Origin of the sequence: Streptomyces sp. NPDC048606, from assembly GCF_040650855.1 — a bacterium.
Taxonomy (GTDB): Bacteria; Actinomycetota; Actinomycetes; order Streptomycetales; family Streptomycetaceae; genus Streptomyces.
Genome location: NZ_JBEZIB010000020.1, coordinates 110,358 through 126,840 on the forward strand (window position 1 = coordinate 110,358; position 16,483 = coordinate 126,840).

General features: G+C 71.3%; 16 protein-coding genes. 13 read left to right on the top strand and 3 right to left on the bottom strand.

Annotation, left to right across the window (positions count from 1 at the left end; all coding sequences use genetic code 11):
- Positions 1–84 precede the first annotated feature (84 nt).
- The 8 genes from AB0D01_RS22300 to AB0D01_RS22335 all read left to right on the top strand — a co-directional run bounded on the left by AB0D01_RS22300 (position 85) and on the right by AB0D01_RS22335 (position 6,299).
- On the top strand, positions 85–627 hold the full coding sequence (locus tag AB0D01_RS22300; RefSeq protein ID WP_363057821.1) for an EF-hand domain-containing protein: 543 nt from the start codon (positions 85–87) through the stop codon (positions 625–627).
- A 191-nt stretch (positions 628–818) separates the two neighbouring features.
- Positions 819–1,241, top strand: coding sequence for a hypothetical protein (locus tag AB0D01_RS22305; RefSeq protein WP_363057823.1), 423 nt, complete (start codon positions 819–821; stop codon positions 1,239–1,241).
- Between the two features lie 137 nt (positions 1,242–1,378).
- Positions 1,379–2,506, top strand: a complete 1,128-nt coding sequence (locus AB0D01_RS22310; RefSeq protein WP_363057825.1) for an efflux RND transporter periplasmic adaptor subunit — start codon at positions 1,379–1,381, stop codon at positions 2,504–2,506.
- Positions 2,503–3,189: an ABC transporter ATP-binding protein gene (locus tag AB0D01_RS22315; RefSeq protein WP_363057827.1), complete on the top strand. Its 687-nt coding sequence runs from the start codon at positions 2,503–2,505 to the stop codon at positions 3,187–3,189. Before AB0D01_RS22310 ends, AB0D01_RS22315 begins: the two co-directional genes overlap by 4 nt.
- Positions 3,186–4,439 (top strand): ABC transporter permease, encoded by a 1,254-nt coding sequence (locus AB0D01_RS22320; RefSeq protein WP_363057829.1) that lies wholly within the window; start codon positions 3,186–3,188, stop codon positions 4,437–4,439. Before AB0D01_RS22315 ends, AB0D01_RS22320 begins: the two co-directional genes overlap by 4 nt.
- 10 nt (positions 4,440–4,449) lie before the next feature.
- Positions 4,450–4,902: a hypothetical protein gene (locus AB0D01_RS22325; protein WP_363057831.1), complete on the top strand. Its 453-nt coding sequence runs from the start codon at positions 4,450–4,452 to the stop codon at positions 4,900–4,902.
- Positions 4,903–4,956: 54 nt separating this feature from the next.
- A complete protein-coding gene (locus AB0D01_RS22330) occupies positions 4,957–5,781 on the top strand; it encodes an efflux RND transporter periplasmic adaptor subunit (RefSeq protein ID WP_363057833.1) in 825 nt (274 codons plus the stop codon).
- Between the two features lie 65 nt (positions 5,782–5,846).
- On the top strand, positions 5,847–6,299 hold the full coding sequence (locus tag AB0D01_RS22335; RefSeq protein ID WP_363057835.1) for a hypothetical protein: 453 nt from the start codon (positions 5,847–5,849) through the stop codon (positions 6,297–6,299).
- 760 nt (positions 6,300–7,059) lie between these two features.
- Here the strand turns inward: AB0D01_RS22335 and AB0D01_RS22340 are convergent.
- Positions 7,060–7,515 (bottom strand): Lrp/AsnC family transcriptional regulator, encoded by a 456-nt coding sequence (locus AB0D01_RS22340; protein WP_363057837.1) that lies wholly within the window; start codon positions 7,513–7,515, stop codon positions 7,060–7,062.
- A gap of 123 nt (positions 7,516–7,638) precedes the next feature.
- Between AB0D01_RS22340 and AB0D01_RS22345 the strand changes: the two genes are divergently transcribed.
- From AB0D01_RS22345 to AB0D01_RS22355, 3 genes are all read left to right on the top strand, one after another.
- Positions 7,639–8,184, top strand: a complete 546-nt coding sequence (locus tag AB0D01_RS22345; protein WP_363057839.1) for an alpha/beta hydrolase — start codon at positions 7,639–7,641, stop codon at positions 8,182–8,184.
- Positions 8,185–8,313: 129 nt separating this feature from the next.
- Positions 8,314–9,561 carry a hypothetical protein gene (locus AB0D01_RS22350; RefSeq protein WP_363057841.1) on the top strand — a complete coding sequence of 416 codons (1,248 nt, stop codon included), beginning with the start codon at positions 8,314–8,316 and terminating at the stop codon, positions 9,559–9,561.
- The gene (locus AB0D01_RS22355) at positions 9,551–11,290 is read left to right on the top strand and encodes a GTPase domain-containing protein (RefSeq protein ID WP_363057843.1); all 1,740 of its coding nucleotides are present in this window, start codon (positions 9,551–9,553) and stop codon (positions 11,288–11,290) included. The genes AB0D01_RS22350 and AB0D01_RS22355 overlap by 11 nt, the downstream gene beginning before the upstream one ends.
- A 61-nt stretch (positions 11,291–11,351) precedes the next feature.
- Here the strand turns inward: AB0D01_RS22355 and AB0D01_RS22360 are convergent, their stop codons facing one another.
- Together AB0D01_RS22360 and AB0D01_RS22365 are read right to left on the bottom strand one after the other, a co-directional pair.
- On the bottom strand, positions 11,352–11,747 hold the full coding sequence (locus AB0D01_RS22360; protein WP_363057845.1) for a hypothetical protein: 396 nt from the start codon (positions 11,745–11,747) through the stop codon (positions 11,352–11,354).
- 236 nt (positions 11,748–11,983) lie between these two features.
- Positions 11,984–13,552 carry an RICIN domain-containing protein gene (locus AB0D01_RS22365; protein ID WP_363057847.1) on the bottom strand — a complete coding sequence of 523 codons (1,569 nt, stop codon included), beginning with the start codon at positions 13,550–13,552 and terminating at the stop codon, positions 11,984–11,986.
- A 198-nt stretch (positions 13,553–13,750) separates the two neighbouring features.
- Between AB0D01_RS22365 and AB0D01_RS22370 the strand changes: the two genes are divergently transcribed.
- Together AB0D01_RS22370 and AB0D01_RS22375 are read left to right on the top strand one after the other, a co-directional pair.
- A complete protein-coding gene (locus tag AB0D01_RS22370; protein ID WP_363057849.1) occupies positions 13,751–14,659 on the top strand; it encodes a hypothetical protein in 909 nt (302 codons plus the stop codon).
- Positions 14,660–14,740: 81 nt separating this feature from the next.
- A complete protein-coding gene (locus AB0D01_RS22375) occupies positions 14,741–16,219 on the top strand; it encodes a phospholipase A2 (RefSeq protein WP_363057851.1) in 1,479 nt (492 codons plus the stop codon).
- Positions 16,220–16,483: the final 264 nt, after the last annotated feature.

Sequence of the window (16,483 nt, forward strand, 5' to 3'; positions counted from 1 at the left end):
CCGGGACGGTGACCGAAGGGCGGCCTGGAGCGTTGCTGTGCGTACGGGGACAGAGCAGCTGATCCAGGAAGGAATGATGACGAGATGTCGGATACCGCCAAGCGGCGCATCTTCACCATGCTCGATGCCGACGGCGACGGGGTGATCACCCGGCCCGAGTACCTCGACCGGGTCCACCGGGCGGCCGCCGCATGCGGACGCGAGGCACAGCACCCTCTGGTCGCCGTCGCCTTGGCGGCCCACGAGGAGGTGTTCGGGCAGATGGACGGTAACGCCGACGGTGCCGTCACCTACGAGGAATACCGCGACTGGGCCGGACACGACGCGTTCGAGGAGTCCTGCCGGCCCGCCCTCGGCTCCCTCTTCGACCTCGCCGACCACGACGACGACGGACACCTCACCCGCGACGAGTTCACCCGGCTCCGCGCCGCCACCGGCAACACCCCCGAAGGCGCGGACGCCGCCTTCGACGCCCTCGACCCCCGCCACGACGGCACCGTGGAACGATCCGTCTACCTCGCCGCCATCCACGACTTCCTCACCACCGGCCGATCCCCCATGGCCGACGCCTACCCCCTCCACCCCGGCACACCGGCAGCGGCGGCGCCGGTACGGGCAGGCCACTGACCACGACCCGTCTCCGTCCCCGGCGGTAGGAGTGGATGAGGCCGGCGGGCTCCGCCTCCCGGCTCGGGGGTGCCTTGGAGAGCGGGTGGGCGGTCGGTCACGCGATGCGGTGGGCGGGGGCTTGGAGGATACTGGTGCGTGTATGGCGCATCGTTCTTGAGGCATGCCTTCGCGGCGCCTTGGAGGTATCCATGCCCCGTCTGCCCGCCGGCCGCCGGGCCGGACTCTCGCTCGCCACCGCGGGCGCCTTCGTGCTCGCCTTCGCGGCGGCCGCCCCCGCGTCGGCCGCGTACGGCACCGTGACCGTCACGCTGGGCGAGCCGCTCATGACCGCCCAGAGAGTCACCATCAAGGACCCGGTGGACAACCACTGCTACACCGTCAAGGAACTGTTCCCCGACGCTCCCGCCGGCGGCACGTTCAGCTTCGTCGGCAACCACGCCACCACGCCGATCAACGTCTACGAGGGCGACGCCTGCTCGGGAGCGCCGACGGCGACGTCGCCGATGGGCTACGGCATGTCCCTCAGTGGCGCCCCGCTCCGCTCGATCAAGATCCTGCCCGGGCCGTCGGTCCCCGACATGCCCACCAACCCGACGACTCCCCCCGCCTGACCTCGGGAGCCTGTCGCCACTTCGCCTGCCGGTCAGGCGGCCCCACCGTGCAGGAAGGCGCCTGCACATAGGTTTCATGGCGGATTCACAGCTGTCCGCCATCGCGGCCACAGGTGCGCGGGCCAGCCTTGCGGTCCATGAGATCTGTGATGAGAGGCCGGGCCCTCCTGGTCAACGGCACGCTGGCCGTGCTGTTGGCCGGGGGCATCGGCTTCGCGTACGTGTCGCTCGGCGACGACGGGGCGACTGCCTCGGCCACCACCAGGACCACGCGGGTGATGCGTGGTGACCTGACCGCTTCGGTGTCGGCTTCCGGCTCGGTGGAGAGCGCGACGAAACGGGCGTTGTCCTTCAGCGGCTCGGGGACCGTGACGAAGATCGACGTCAAGGTCGGTGTCGCGGTGAAGAAGGGCCAGAAGCTGGCCGAGCTGGACCGGACCGAGGCGCAGGAGGAGTTGGACGCCGCCAAGGCTCAGCTGGCCGTGGCGGCCGACGGAGACACGAGTACGGCGCAGGGCAACGCGAGCTATGTGCAGGCGAAGAACGCGGTGAGTGCGGCGCAGCGGGCCCTCGACGGGACCGTCCTGTACGCGCCGATCGACGGCACGGTCACCGCCGTCAACGACAGCGTCGGGGAGTCGGCCTCCGGGTCGTCGGCGTCCTCGGGGTCCTCGGGGTCCTCGGCGTCCTCGTCGGGGGGCTTCATCGAGCTCGCCAACCCGGACGCGGTCCAGGTCACGGGCAAGTTCACCGAGGCCGACGCGACGAAGCTCAAGGTCGGGCAGACGGCGACCGTCACCTTCGCCGCTCTCTCGGGCGTCACGGCGCAGGGTGACGTGGCCGCGATCGACAGTGCGCCCACCACCGAGAACAACGTGGTGACCTTCGCGGTGACGATCACCCTGAAGGAGAAGCCCGAGCAGGTGCGCATCGGGCAGACCGCCAACGCGACCGTGACGGTCTCCGAGGTCAAGGACGCCCTGTACGTGCCGACCGCGGCGGTCAAGAGCGCGGGCGGCCAGAGCACGGTGACGGTGCTGGAGGCCGGCAAGCCGGTGGTGAAGACCGTGACCGTGGGGATCGCCGGCAACGCGGGCACGGAGATCAAGTCCGGCCTGGAGGAGGGCGAGCAGGTCCAGCTCACCGTGGCCACGGGCACGGGCACCACGGGCGGTTCGCAGATGCCCGGCGGCGGCTTCGGCGGCATGGGCGGCGGTGGCATGGGCGGCGGCGGTCGCGCACCGGGCGGCGGTGGCGGTCGATGAGCACCCCCGTCATCGAGGTCCGCGGCCTCACCAAGGCCTACGGGCAGGGCGAGACCACCGTCCACGCGCTGCGCGGCACCGACCTGACCGTCGAGCGGGGCGACTACGTGGCGATCATGGGCCGGTCCGGGTCGGGCAAGTCCACGCTGATGAACATCCTGGGCTGCCTGGACGTGCCCTCGGACGGCGACTACTTCCTGGACGGTACGGACGTCGGCGGGCTCAGCGAGCGGCAGTTGTCGATCCTGCGGAACAGGAAGATCGGGTTCATCTTCCAGAGCTTCAACCTGATTCCGAGGATGACGGCCCTGGCCAACGTCGAACTGCCACTCGCCTATGGCGGGGTCAAGCCGGCCGAGCGACGCCGGCGGGCGCTCGCGGCCCTGGAGATGGTCGGGCTGTCCGAACGGACCGGGCACGAGCCGAACGAGCTCTCCGGCGGACAGCAGCAGCGCGTGGCCGTCGCGCGGGCCCTGGCCACCGCGCCCGCCCTGCTGCTGGCCGACGAGCCGACCGGCAACCTCGACAGCAAGTCGACCCTCGACGTCCTGGACGTCCTGGACCAACTCTCGGCGTCCGGCAGGACGATCGTCCTGATCACCCACGAGGACGAGGTCGCCAAGCGCACCAAGCGGGTCATCCGCCTGGTCGACGGCGACATCGTGGAGGACCGCAGACAGTGAACCCCTTCGAGATCCTCAGGTTCGCGCTGCGCGGCCTGGGCGCGAACAAGCTCCGCAGCGGTCTGACCACCCTGGGCATCCTCATCGGTGTCGGCGCGGTCATCCTGCTCGTGGCGGTCGGCAACGGCTCCTCCCGGCAGATCCAGGACAGCATCAGCCGCCTCGGCGCGGGCGCGCTGACCGTGTCGACGTCGACGACCGGGCAGGGCGGCGGATCCCGCCAGGCCGGCCCCGGCGGACAGCAGCAGTCCGGCGGCACGGGACCGCGTACGCAGGCCAAGAAGCTCACCGTGGAGGACGCCAAGGCACTGGTCGACCCGGTCAACGCGCCCTCGGTCGAGAGCGCCTCACCGGTGGTCAACGCGAGCTCCCAGACCACCACCTACCTGACGACCAGCCACAGCATCGCCCAGTTCGTGGGCAGCGACCCGGCCTACTTCAAGGCGAGCAACAAGACGATCGAGCGCGGTTCGCTCTTCACCGCCGAGCAGGTCAAGACGGGCGCGAAGGTCGCGGTCATCGGGCAGAGCGTCGCCGAGCAGCTCTTCGGCCGGGTCGACCCGATCGGCAAGAAGATGAACGTGGGCGGCGCCTTCTTCACGGTGACCGGGGTGCTGGCCAAGTCCGGCTCGTCTTCCAGCGGGTTCCAGGACGCCGACGACATCGCCGTCGCCCCCTACACCGCCGTGCAGGGGACGCTCACGAGCTACGGCGCGCTCAGCCAGATCGTCGTCCAGGCCGAGAAGGCGGACGCGGTCGACGCGGCGCAGGCCGAGGTCACCGCGGTGCTGAACCAGCGGCACGGCGGCACCGACTTCCAGGTCTTCAACCAGGCAAGCCTCCAGTCGGCCGTCGCCGAGTCGAGCGAGACCTTCACGGTGCTCCTCGGCGCGGTCGCGGCGATCAGTCTCCTGGTCGGCGGGATCGGCGTCACCAACATCATGCTGGTCACCGTCACCGAACGGACCCGGGAGATCGGCATCCGCAAGGCGATCGGCGCCCCGCGCGGGGCGATCCTGGGCCAGTTCATCACCGAGGCCACGATCCTGTCGCTGATCGGCGGGGTGCTCGGGGTGGTCGCGGGCGTCGTCGGCGGCCAGTTCAAGATCGTCGGCGTCCAGCCGGTGATCGCCCCCTGGTCGATCGGCCTCGCCCTCGGCGTCTCCGTCGCCATCGGCCTCTTCTTCGGCAGCTACCCGGCCAACCGCGCCGCAGGCCTGCGCCCCATCGAGGCGCTGCGCCATGAGTGAGGACAGAACAGTGAACCAAGACACCGACGGCAACGACGTACTGGCCGACTCCCCCTTCGCCGGGGACCTCGACGCCGAACTCAAGGCCGCACCGGCACGCCGGCGCCTTCCGGGCGTGGCGCTGTTCCTGGCCGCGGGCGTCGTGGCCGTGGGCGGCTTCATCGGCGGCGTGTACGTGGAGAAGGGCACCGGGGACGACACCTCCGGCGCCCGCCCTTCAGGGGGACAGATACCGGGCGGCGGACAGATGGCCCCCGGCGGACAAATGCCCGGCGGCGGTGGCGGGGCCGGAGGCCAGGGGCGGCAGGGCATGTCCTCCGGAACCATCAGCAAGATCAAGGACGGGGTGGTGGAGCTCACGACCCAGGACGGAAAGACCGTCGAGATCAAGCCCGGGGACACCGTCCTGCTCCGGTCCCGGACCCAGCCCGGCAACGACGACGGCCGGCAGAACGGAGGTTGACCCGTGGCGACAGGCAAGAGGCGCCGCGCAGCGGCACCGGGAGGCGGCCGCAGGATGGCCGCCGTGTACGGGGTGCTCGGGGCCGTCCTGATGGGCAGCGGGGTGATACCCGCGCACGCCGATGGCGGCTCCCCTTCCCCGTCGGCCGAGGAGGCCGCCCCGAGCGTTCCCGACGTGGAGGTCGGCACCGGCCCGTCCGCGTCGGGCACGATCGAGAGCCTCGACTCCAGGTCACTGTCGTTCACCACCGAGGGGACGATCAAGACGCTCAAGGTGAAGGCGGGCCAGAAGGTCGAGAAGGGCGACGTACTGGCCGAGCTCGACTCGACCGAGGCCGTCGAGAGCCGCTCGGCGGCCTACGCGTCCTATCTCGCCGCCTCCGACGCCCTGGCCGAGCTCGAAAGCGGCACCGAGGGCTACCGGAAAGCGTACGCGAGCTACGTGAAGGCCCGCAACACGTACCGCAAGGCCCAGCGCGCGGTGGACGGAGCGAAGATCACCGCCCCGTTCGCCGGTACGGTCACCGCACTCGACGTCGCGGCGGGCCAGTCGGTGTCCCGGGGCGCGTCCGTGCTCACCCTCACCGACCTGTCGGCGCTCCAGGTCAGCGCCGACTTCACCGAGGCCGACGTCGTCAGGCTGAACAGCGGTCAGAAGGCCACGGTCACGCTCGACTCCCTGAGCACCAGCGTCGAGGGGAGCGTCACCTCCGTATCCCCCGTCCCCGTCACGTCGATGAGTTCGACCAGCGGCGGCGGGGGCGGGGGCGGGATGCAATCCTCGACGCAGGTCGTCCGGTACACGGTGCTGATCTCGCTGGACAGCCTTCCGGAGACGATCCGGGCGGGCCAGACGGTGACCGTCGAGGTCCGGGTCTGAGTCTCTCAGCGCATTCACAGCTCCCGGCCACGTGATCCACAGGGAAGTCGGCGATGCTCGCGCCCATGCCGGAGCAGACCGACCCCCACGAGATCCTCAGGACCTCGTCGTTCGAGGGCACCCTCGAAGAGGCGCTGGCCGCCCATCCGCCGCGCGCCGAGGTGCCCCTGCTCACGGTGTTCCTGGCCGTCGGCGTCCTGGCCGTCGGTGGCCTCGTCGCCGGCATCCACGTCGACCGGACCTGGGGACGGGAGTACGCCGAGGCCGGTCCCGGGGCGCCCACCGGGCGCTTCGGCCAGGGGCAGCCTCCCAGGCAGCAGGTGCCGGGCGGGGCCCGGCCGAACGCCGGACTCGTCCAGGGCACCATCACGGCGGTGAACGGCGACTCCGTCACCGTGCAGACGTCCGACGGCGGCACCGTCACCCTGAAGACCGGGGACGAGCTCCGGACGGCCCCGTCCTCCGCCCCCCGGGCGGAGCGCGGACGGGGCACGTCCGGGCCGGTCATTCCTCGGTGAACGGGCCGCTCGCCGCGACGGCGAGGTCCTCGACCGGCGAAACGCCACTCTGCTGCGACCGCCGGCCTCACACAGCACGACCAGCATGGCGTGTCGGGCACTTCCAGCCTTTGATGCCGATGGCCACCCACAGGCCCGTCCCGCTGCGCGCCGGCCAGGCATGCTTGAGCTGCGCGGGTCGCGGGTCGCGGGTCGTCGGCTTGATCGCTGCCCGCCTCTCGACTCAGCGCAGGCGCGAGAGCCGCAACAAGGCTTCGTCGCGGACGCCAGGGTTCGGATCCGACGTCAGTGTCCGAAGTTGTGTGAGCAACTCGGCGCCGCCCTCTCCGGTAGCCCAGCGCGGGTCGCAGTCGAGTTCCGCAGCGAGCTGGTCAGCCGTGCCGTCGTCGGACGCCACCGCACGTGCCGCAAGCACGGCCCGAAGGCCGGCCAGGTCCCTTCGGGCAAGCAGAGCCGCTGCAGTATCAGCAGTCACTCCCGTGTCTTGGGCATCCAGGAGGAGACGGTGCAGGACCCCAGCCACACCTTCGATCCGGGGCGCCGTCGCCAACCGTCGGCCCGCGGCGGCCCTGACCGCCCATGCCGGAGAGTCCGCATCCGCGATCGAGCAGGCAAGTCTTCGTTCCACGGCATCTTCCACAGCGCCAGGATCATCCCGGTCGGACGCCTCGGTCAAGCTTCGCTGCGGGGACGCCGGGACGAGATCGGCTGCCACGCAACGGTCGGGCCGTCGGGCGGTGCGGAGCCTGTCCGTTGCGGGTCAGGACGTTGCCGGCGGTGCCGTCGGCAACGTTTTGGGCGGGTAGCTGCGCAGGACGAGCGAGGTGGTGACCGATCCGTAACGGGCGAGGGAGTCCACGACCTGTTCAAGGCGTTCGGCGTGAGAACAGTGGACGTCGAGCAGGAGGCAGTCCTCGCCCGTCACGCGCAGGGTCGAGACGACTTCGCGCGTCCGGGCGGCAAGGGCGAGCGCTTGGGACAACTGCGCGTGGGTGGTGCGGAGCCGGACCACTGCGTGGATGTTCAGTCCGACTGCGACGGGGGCGACGACGGCACGGTAGCCGGTGATGATCCCGTTCTTCTCCAGGCGTTGGATGCGGGCGCCGGCCGCCGGCTGGGACAGTCCGACTCGGCGTCCGACCTCGGCTCCGGTGAGCCGGCCGTCGGTCTGGAGCAGTTCCAGGATGGCACGGTCGATCTCGTCGAGTGATTCCATCGTTGTCACCCCCACTTTCTTTGAGATCACTTGCTGAGCCTGATCGTTGCCGCTGAGCCATCGAGAATCGCCCCAGAGCGCCTCTGTGATGCGTAGGGGCCGCGATCGGAAGGGCGGTGGGCGATGGTCGCGTACGTCATCATCCCCGGTATCGATGGTTCGGACGAGCGGCACTGGCAGAGCTTGTGGGAGAAGCGATGGGGGCCGTCAGCGGTCCGGATCGCACCGGCCTCGTGGAGCAGGCCGGACCTGTCGGACTGGGTTGCCGCGATCCGGACCGCCTACGAGATCGCATCCCGGCATGACAGCCAGGTGGTGTTGGTGGCTCACAGCCTGGGTTGCTGGGCGGCTGCCCAGTGGCTGGAGGAGGCGCGGCCCGACAGGGTGGCGGCGTTCCTGGTCGCGCCTCCCGATGTCCGGGGACCGGCGTTCCCACGTGAGGCCGCATCGACGTTCCTGGGCTTGTCCGCTCGCCCCTTGCCGTGCCCGAGCAGCATGGTGGCCAGCGATGACGACCCCTACTGCGACCCGACGGCGTCCGCTTCCCTCGCGCGCGCGTGGCAGGCGCGGGGCCATCTCGTCGGAAGCCGCGGCCACATCAATTCCGGCAGCGACCTCGGTGACTGGCAGACGGGCCTGGACCTCCTTCGCGGGCTGGTCGACTGCTGAGAGGCCACTGCGACCACCGCCGGCACTGGATCTCGGGCGCTCCGACGCCTCCCGCGTGGTTTCGCGCCATCCGGGTGTGGAGAGATCCGCAGACGGAACCTTCCGTGCGGACCGACAGAAAGGGCGCCCATGGTCGCCCCCTCCCCGATACCGGGCCTCGGCTCCGCGGCCGCGGCCGCGGCCTCGGTCATCACCGCCCATCTTCGGATCGCGGCCGCCGAGCGGGCCGCCGTCGCGAAGCAGGACTTCGACCGTGCGCAGGCCGCCGACCGGTTCGGCCGGGAACTCCAGCTGGAGGCGATCCGGCACCTCCGTCAGACCGAGCTCACCGTGCTCCAGTCGGAGTTGCGCACCGCCGAGGCGCTCAGCGCCCTCAGCGAGAAGACCCTGTTCGACACCTACCCCGTCCCTGAGGGCCCCGGCAGACTCAGGGCCGCCCTGGGGTTGCTCGCCGACGAACTGGCCGACCTGCCTCCGCTGCTCCTGCTGCCGACGTTCCAAGGCGTCACGGAGAACCACTGGTCGGGACTGCGCCCCGCGCTCACCGGGGCGCTGCGACGGCGCCTGGGGACCGACGGCCTCGTGGAGGTCCAGGACGGTCTGCGCGCGATGGTCTGGCCCCACGCCGAGCTGTACCGAAACGACCTGTACGGGCTGCCCTGTCTGATCGTGCAGGTCACCCAGTTCCGCGACACCATCGACGTGGGCATCGGCGGCTGCCATCTCACGACGGGCCTGGGCCAGGCGCCCGCGAGCCCGATGCGGACGATCTACCGTCACCGCCGCCGCCCGCCCGGCCACTGGACGGCCGAAGCCATCGCCTCGGTCAACAGCGCCGCCCCGGCGTCGGATGCCCTCGAGGTGCCGGGCGACACGGCGTCCCACGACCGCCTGGAGATCGAGATGGCCGCGCGGGCCGTCACCGTCGTCGTCACCTCCGCCGTCGACACGTACTGGCTCGGAAGCGCCGTGCGCTACCGGCAGCGCTTCGACGACGCCCTGGCATTGCTGGGACTGACCGATCTGCCTGACATCCCGACAGACCTGGGGATACCCCTCACCCAGGTCGCCGACCCGGCCCACCACCTGCTCACCGTCGCGCGCCGCGAGGCGGTACGTGGCAAGCCGGACCGGGCCGTGGACGCGCTGGCGGGCTCTCTGGCGGCCCTGGTCCACCCCGACTACGCCTCTGCCGGGCCACCGTACCCGTCGCGTGCCGCGACCACGGCCGCGCTCCGCGCTGCCGACCCCGCGTACACCGAGGCACTCCGGTCCACGGTCGAGGCCGTCGACGCCGCGGAGGGTCCCGGCCGGTTGGACGCCGCGGACCTGCCCGAACCTCTGGCCATCGCGCGGGAGGTCCTCCGTGACCAGTGACTTCGATCCGGCCGCCGCCGTCACCGTCCTCAACCGCGTCCATGCCCTCCTCCCGTTGCCCGACAAGGACGTGACCAGCGCGCTCGCGACGCTTCAGCTCTGCCTGGACCGGTCCCACCTCGCCGTGGTGGGACCGGAAGGGGTCGGCAAGTCCACCCTCGTGAACGTCCTGCTGGACGCCGACGTGGCACCCAGGGAACGGGTCGTGCCCGGCACCGTCGCCCCCCTGTACGTGCTCCATCACGACCGGGCCGAGCCCCGCTTCCGGGTCCTGCGCGCCGAAGCGGGCACGGGGAACGGAGAAGTGTGGGAGGAGACCTCCGGGCGTCCGGGCCTCGACCGTTGGATGCTTCAGAGGCACAACGCCGACAACGCGAAACGGGTGGTGCGCGGTGAGGTCGCGATCCGCTCCGACGTGCTGCGCGACGGCCTGCGCATCGTCGACCTGCCCGGCCTCGCCGGGCTCTCGGCCGGCATCGCCGAGCGGACGGCGCGGGACCTTGCCGAGGGGGCCTTCACCGTCGTCCTGGTCTGCCAGGGGCGCAGCAGCCTTGCCCAGCTCGCCGACATCGTGGGTGAACTGGCCGCGCAGGCACGGCCGGCCAGGATCGCGGCCATCGTCTTCAACGAGGCCGACCTGGAATCGCTCAGCGCGCAGGAGCGCACGGAAAGCCTGGCGATGCGCCGCCGCAGCGTGGACACCTACCTCCTGCCGCGCGATACCGGAGGAAGACTGGGACTCGCGGAGGCGACCCTCCACGAGATCGACCTCAAGCATCCCGAACCGGACGCCGTGGACGAACTGCGCGCCCGCCTCGTTGCCGAGGCGGGGCGGGCCCGGCGCGCCGAGGCCTCCCGTGCCGCCGCCGAGGCCACGGTCGCGCTGGAAGGGGCGCTGCACCGACGCGTCGAGCGCGTGGCGCTCGTCTTGGCGGGCCGTGTCGGGCCCGAGGAGATCCGGCGGCACGCGGCAGCGGCAGCGGCTTGGCCGGAAGAGCCCGGGTCCGGCGCCGCACGGCCCGACCCTTACCAGGCGGACACCGCCCGCCATGCAGGGGCGGACTGGGAGCCCTACCGGTGGAGGGTCGAGGAGGAGTACCGCCGATGGGATGCCACCTACGCCTGGGCCGAGTCCCACGACGGATTCCTGTCGCGGGCCAACGGAGACATGGCCGAGTACGAGCGGAGGATCATGGAGGGGGTCGATCGCATGACCGCCCTGCACCAGGAGTACCTCGGGCTGTTGGAGGAGCGACTGCAGGTGATCGGCCGGGAGCAGGAGGCCCGGCTGGAGGCACGGGTACCCTCCGGCCTCACCCCCGCCGAATTCGCCCCCTTGCCGTACGAGCGTCCGCAAGCCTCCGAGGTCAAACTGGAGCTGTCGCAGAAGGCTCGCGAGATCGACCGGCGCCTCGCGCGCAAGATCTCCCTCGCCGGCATGGCGTTCGCGCAGCGGACCGAGAACCGGATCGCCATGCGACGGCTGCGGCACCATATAGCCGACATCTTCGACGCGAGCGACGGCCCGCCCCACTTCTTCCTGCGCATCAGAGAGGAGTCGGCCCGGCGCTTCGCCCGTGCGGCCCATGACCGCCTCGACCAACGGGCCCGGACGGCCCAGAACCCCACGGAGGCTTCCCGGGCCGTGCTCCGGCGCGATCATGAGCGGCTGGACGAGGCCCGAGCGGAACTTGCCGCCCTGATCCACGCGCTCGGGGGCGAGGGGTGAACGTGGGGTGAGCGTGGCGCGGGCGCTGCCCTTCCGGGTCTGCGCCCGCCCCACGGTCGGATCACTCGACGCTACCGCTTGCTCCCCAGGTCTTGGTCTGCGTCACGGTCCCGTCCTTGATGGCCTTGCTCTGTTCGACGTACGCCTCGCCCTTCACGCCGTACACGCCGTCGTCCTGCACTTTGTCGCTGGACACCCAGGCATCCGGCAGATCCACCGAGAGATGCCCCTTGTAGGTGTCGCGGTCCGTCGTGGTCCCGTCGGAGATCGAGCTGGTCTCGATGTGCTGCGCCCCGGCGTCGAAGGACAATGCGTCCGGATCCTTCTCGACGATGTCAAGGTCGGGAGTGAAGTCGTCCTCCAGACCGAAGAGGTCGTCCACAAGACCGTCGTCGATGTAGCTCGTCTCCGTACTGGTATCCAGCAACCCCTCGTCCGACGCGTACTCTTCGGCCATCGAGCCCTCCGTCCCGCTCGTGGGCACCCCTCACGGCTCCCACCCCCACGCGGTCATGCCCGGCGAGAACCGGCCTCACACCCGAAGGGGTGTGAGGCCGGTTCTGCGTGGACCCGCTACGACCTCTTCCTCAACGGCGCGCGTCCACCCGATCGTGGGGATGCCACCGGGTTCGTCGCCTCGCCTTGTCGGAGGTTGGTCGAGCGCACGGCCGCGCGCCCGTCGAAGCGCTGGGGCTACGCCCCCAACAGCGACCAGTTGTGGTCGTCGGAGGGTCCGTCGACGCAGGGGTACAGCTGTAGCCGGGCGTCGTTGCCCGCGTTGAGTCCGGCGACGTCCAGGCACAGGCCGCTGGCCTCGTTCACGATCCAGGCGCGTCCGTCGGGCAGGGGTTGTTCGTAGAAGCGCTGGTTGTCAGAGGTACCCGGTACGCAGGTCCACATCTGCAGGGGTTCGTTGACCCCCGGCCTGCCCACACCCACGGGGTCGAGGCACATGTTCGTGACCTTGGCGCTGCGGATGGTGAAGATCTGCCAGCCCGACGAGGTTCTCCCCCGGAAGTCGACGAAGAAGCGCTGGTTGTCGGCGGCCGAGGTGTCGCAGGTGTACTGGTTGACCGGGGTACCGTTCACGGCCCCGCCGAGGCCGGGAATGTCCACGCACTTGCCCGTGCGGTCGTTGCGGATGAAGAGCGGGCCCACGCTGCCCTCGGCACGCCCCTGCCCGGCGGCGGGCGGAGCCGGCGGGGCCGCGGCGGGTGGGGTGGCGTCCGGGGTGGAGGCCTTCTCGGAAGAGGCCGGGTCGGGGGTCGTGGAGTCCGAGGGGGGCGGGGACACCGGGGTCGTGGGTCCGGTGGCGGAGGGGTCGGGCGTCGGTGGCGGGGAAGCGTGGGCGCCCGGGTCCGCCGGCGCGGTGATCTGCCGGTCGTCCGGAAGATCACCGGGTGCGGCCGTGTCGGAGGGGTCCTTGGCACGGTCGCTCTGGTTCGCGATGACGAGTACGGCGACCAGTGCCGCGAGCGCCGCCCACTGAGCGGGCACCCGCCAGCGGCCCCGTCGTGGAGCCGGCCGGCGGGACGCCTTCGCCGGGCCGAGTCCCTCGGCGGGGGTCGCGGTCCCGGTTTCGGCACGGGGGCTCGGGGACGGCGGAGCTTCGGTGGCCGCCTCTGCCGGGGTCAGTGGTGCGGCGGCCGGGGCCGAAGGCGGCGGGCCCGCGGGGGCGGAACCGTCACCGCGCGGGCCGGAAGTCTCGACCGGCGGCCCTTCGACGGGGGCCGGCACGGTCGGTGCCGGCGCGGGGTCGGCGGTCGGGGCGGGGGTGGAGGTCGCGTCCGGGCCGGGTACGGAAGGCTGCGGGTCCGGCTCCGCCGAACCCTCGGCCGGGGGCCCGACGACGGCCGGCGCCGCGGCGGAGTCCGCGGGCTCGGTCGGGTGCGCGGCGGGTGTCGACGTTCCGGAGACCGTGGGCGTCCGCGAAGCGGCGGGCACGGCTTCGGTGGCAGCGGTGGTGGCCGTGTTGGCCGCTGCGGTGGCCGCCGTGTGGAGGAGGCGCGCGTCGCGCAGCTTGTCGGCTCGCGTGCGGCCGTCGCGGGCGTAGCGGTCCTCGATGATCTTGTTCAGGCGCGGTAACGGAATGATCTTCAGGCCGGAGCGGTACTCGCTCCACACGCTCGGGCTCAGGCTGTACCGCTCCGACAGCTGCCGACCCGTCCGGTCCGCGGTCAGTTCCCGCAGGAACGTCGCGAGCGCGTTCGCCTCGGCCGTGCGGCCCTTCAACGGGCCGGGCAGACGCCCTGATCGATTCATTTCTCCCCCTCCACAGCCCGGCACGTCTGCCGGAAGTTCGCTCAACTTCGCGAACGTTCGCGGTTCTTCGCCGTCCACACCTCTGTGACCTGCGCGAACGCAGGAACACCCCAGCGAACAATCAGATCAGGTTCCAGCGTGGTGTTCCACCGCTTCGGCCAACCAGCCGGCGGAACCACCACAGCGAAGGGGACCACCGTGCAGCGACCGTTCCTCCGGCGGCCCAAGGCCCTCGCGGCCTTGGCGGGACTGGCGATGGCCGTCGGCCTGACCGTCATCCCCGCACAGGCCCAGAGCACGCCGCGCTACGAGCGCCCGATGACAACCGGAACCCTCGGCAAGGACGCGGCGCCCGGGGGGCCGGTCACCCGGGAGCAGATCATCGCCCGGGCCCGGCACTGGGTGGAGCGGGCGGTCCCGTACAGCCAGACGCGCTGGTGGAAGGACGAGACGACCGGTGGTTCCTACCGGCAGGACTGCTCCGGCTTCGTCTCCATGGCCTGGCAGCTGCGGGAGAGCCTGACCACCGCCTCCCTGCCCTCCGTCGCGAACCGCCTGCCCGGCTTCGACCAGCTGGAGCCCGGCGACGCCCTCGACAACCCGGCCGCCCACGCCGTGCTGTTCGGCGGCTGGACCGACAAGGCCAAGGGCGACTTCGTCTACTACAGCGAAAGCCGTCCCGGACGCCCCGCCCGCAAGGACACCGCCAACATCCACGACCACCGCATCGCCGGCCACCCCCGCACCTCCTACATCCCCCTGCGCCTCAAGCAGCTCGCCACCGCCCAGGCGACCGCACCTGCACAGCCCGTCCCGACGGCCACCCGCGCGCCCTCCGCGTCGACCACGCCCCCGGCGAAGCCGAAGCCGAGCACCACGGCGGCACCGGGCCAAAAGCCGACGCCGAGCGCCACCGCGACGCCGGGCCGGACGCCGAGCACTACCGCCCCGGCCGCGCCCGCGCCCTCCACCACGAAGCCGCCGGCCGGCGCCGCGCCCGGCCCCACCGTCACCGCCGCACAGCCGGCCGCCCCCGCTCCCCCGCCCGGCGAGGGTTGCCAGTCCGGCCGCCAGGTCTCCTTCTGGGCCTGGATCTTCAGCTTCTGACCGACCGTACGTCCCACCCGCCCGCCCGCCCCACAGCACGCCATGCGCTCAACTCCGTCGACGTCCCGGAAAGGGATCACCATGCAGACCGTCACGCCACGAAGCGGCGGGCAGGCCGCGAATCGGGCCTCCGCCCTCTGGGGTCGGATCCACTGCGGCATCCGCCTCCTGTGCCTCCTCATGATCGGCGTCATCGCCCTCGGCGTCGCCGCCAACGCGGCTCCGGCCAAACGCAAGGTCGGACGGGCCTCCGGCCCGGCCCCGATCACCCTGGAGCAGATCGTCGCGGTCGGGACCACGGTGTACGCCCTGTCCGCCGACCATCAGGGCGTCTACGAATGGTCCGAGCACCAGGAGAACTGGCGGCGGGTGAAGGGCGCCGCACAGAAGCTCTACGCGGGCGGCGGCAACGTCTACGCGATCGAAGCCGGCCACAGCGGAGCGGGCGACATCTCCAAGTACGACCCGAAGACCGGCGGGTGGCAGCGCATCGGCAGCCCCGGACTCACCTTCGCCGCCACCTCCAAGCACCTCTACGGAGTCAGCCCCGACCGGTCCGGGCTCTGGAGGTACACCGGCCGCGACGACAAGTGGGACAAGGTCGGCGAGCGCTCCGAGAGCCTCTACGCGGGCCCGGACGACGCCGTCTACGTGACCAATCCCGACGACAAGAAGCTCTTCCGCTACGACGGAAAGTGGACCCCCGTGAACGGTGACGGCGCCACGTTCGCCGTCACCGACAACAACCTCTACCGCCTGACTCCCGACCGCGGGGCCGTCGAGGAGTACGACGCGAAGAAGAAGAGGTGGGACCGCATCAGCGGACCCGCCGAGAACATCTTCGCCGCCAACACCCTGTACAAGGTCATGCGCGGCACGGGCGACCTCCACAAGTACAACGGCAGCCCCGACGGCTGGGACCGGATCGGCGGCCCGGCGGCCGGCTTCACCGCCAGCGGCCACTACCTCTACCGGCTCGCCGCCGACCAACGCTCCGTCCAGAGGTACAACGGCAACGGTGCGAACGACGTGTGGCGCGAGCTCGGCTCCCCCGCGGTTCCGGCCGCGTACACGGAGAAGACCACCCGCCTGACCGCCCTCACCCAGCTCGGCCCGGAAGCCACCGCCGACTGGCTCCGTACCGCCGACGCCCACCGCAAGGGCGCGCCGGACCCGTACGAGTTCCGATGGACGAACAACCAATGCAACTTCCCCGCCAGGAACCGTGTCGCCGGCTACGACTTCACCACCGCCTGCGTCCGGCACGACTTCGGCTACCGCAACTACCGCGACCTGCACGGCGAGAAGGACTTCCGCTCCAACCCGAACGGCAAGGCGCGCATCGACGAGATCTTCCTCCAGGACATGAACCACGTCTGCGGGCAGCAGGCGCGCCAACACAATCCCGTCACCATCGCCACCTGCATGGCGACCGCCAAGACCTTCTACGAGGGCGTCAAGTACGGGGAGCCGGCCATCGCCGCGATCACCGGCGACCACGTCCCCGGCGCCAAGGAATGGATCAAGGGCTTCATGAGCTGGCCCGGCACGGGCCGATGACCTGATCCAAGCCCGGCAGAGCGCACCCGCTCTGCCGGGCTCCCTGTCTGCCCTCCGCCCTCCCCAAGCACCGCCTCCGGCCACCGGCGGCAGCTGGGGCTTCGCGAAGGACCCGGTACACCGTGGTGGTGGACCTCGACGGTGTCACCGACCTGCGGCAGCACCGCACCGATCTACCGGCCAACGGGTAGCCGCCCGGGGCGCGCATCGCGTCGCAAGCTCGCTCCGGCGGCCGCCCGGGCCCCAGCCCCCTGGCACCGGAGG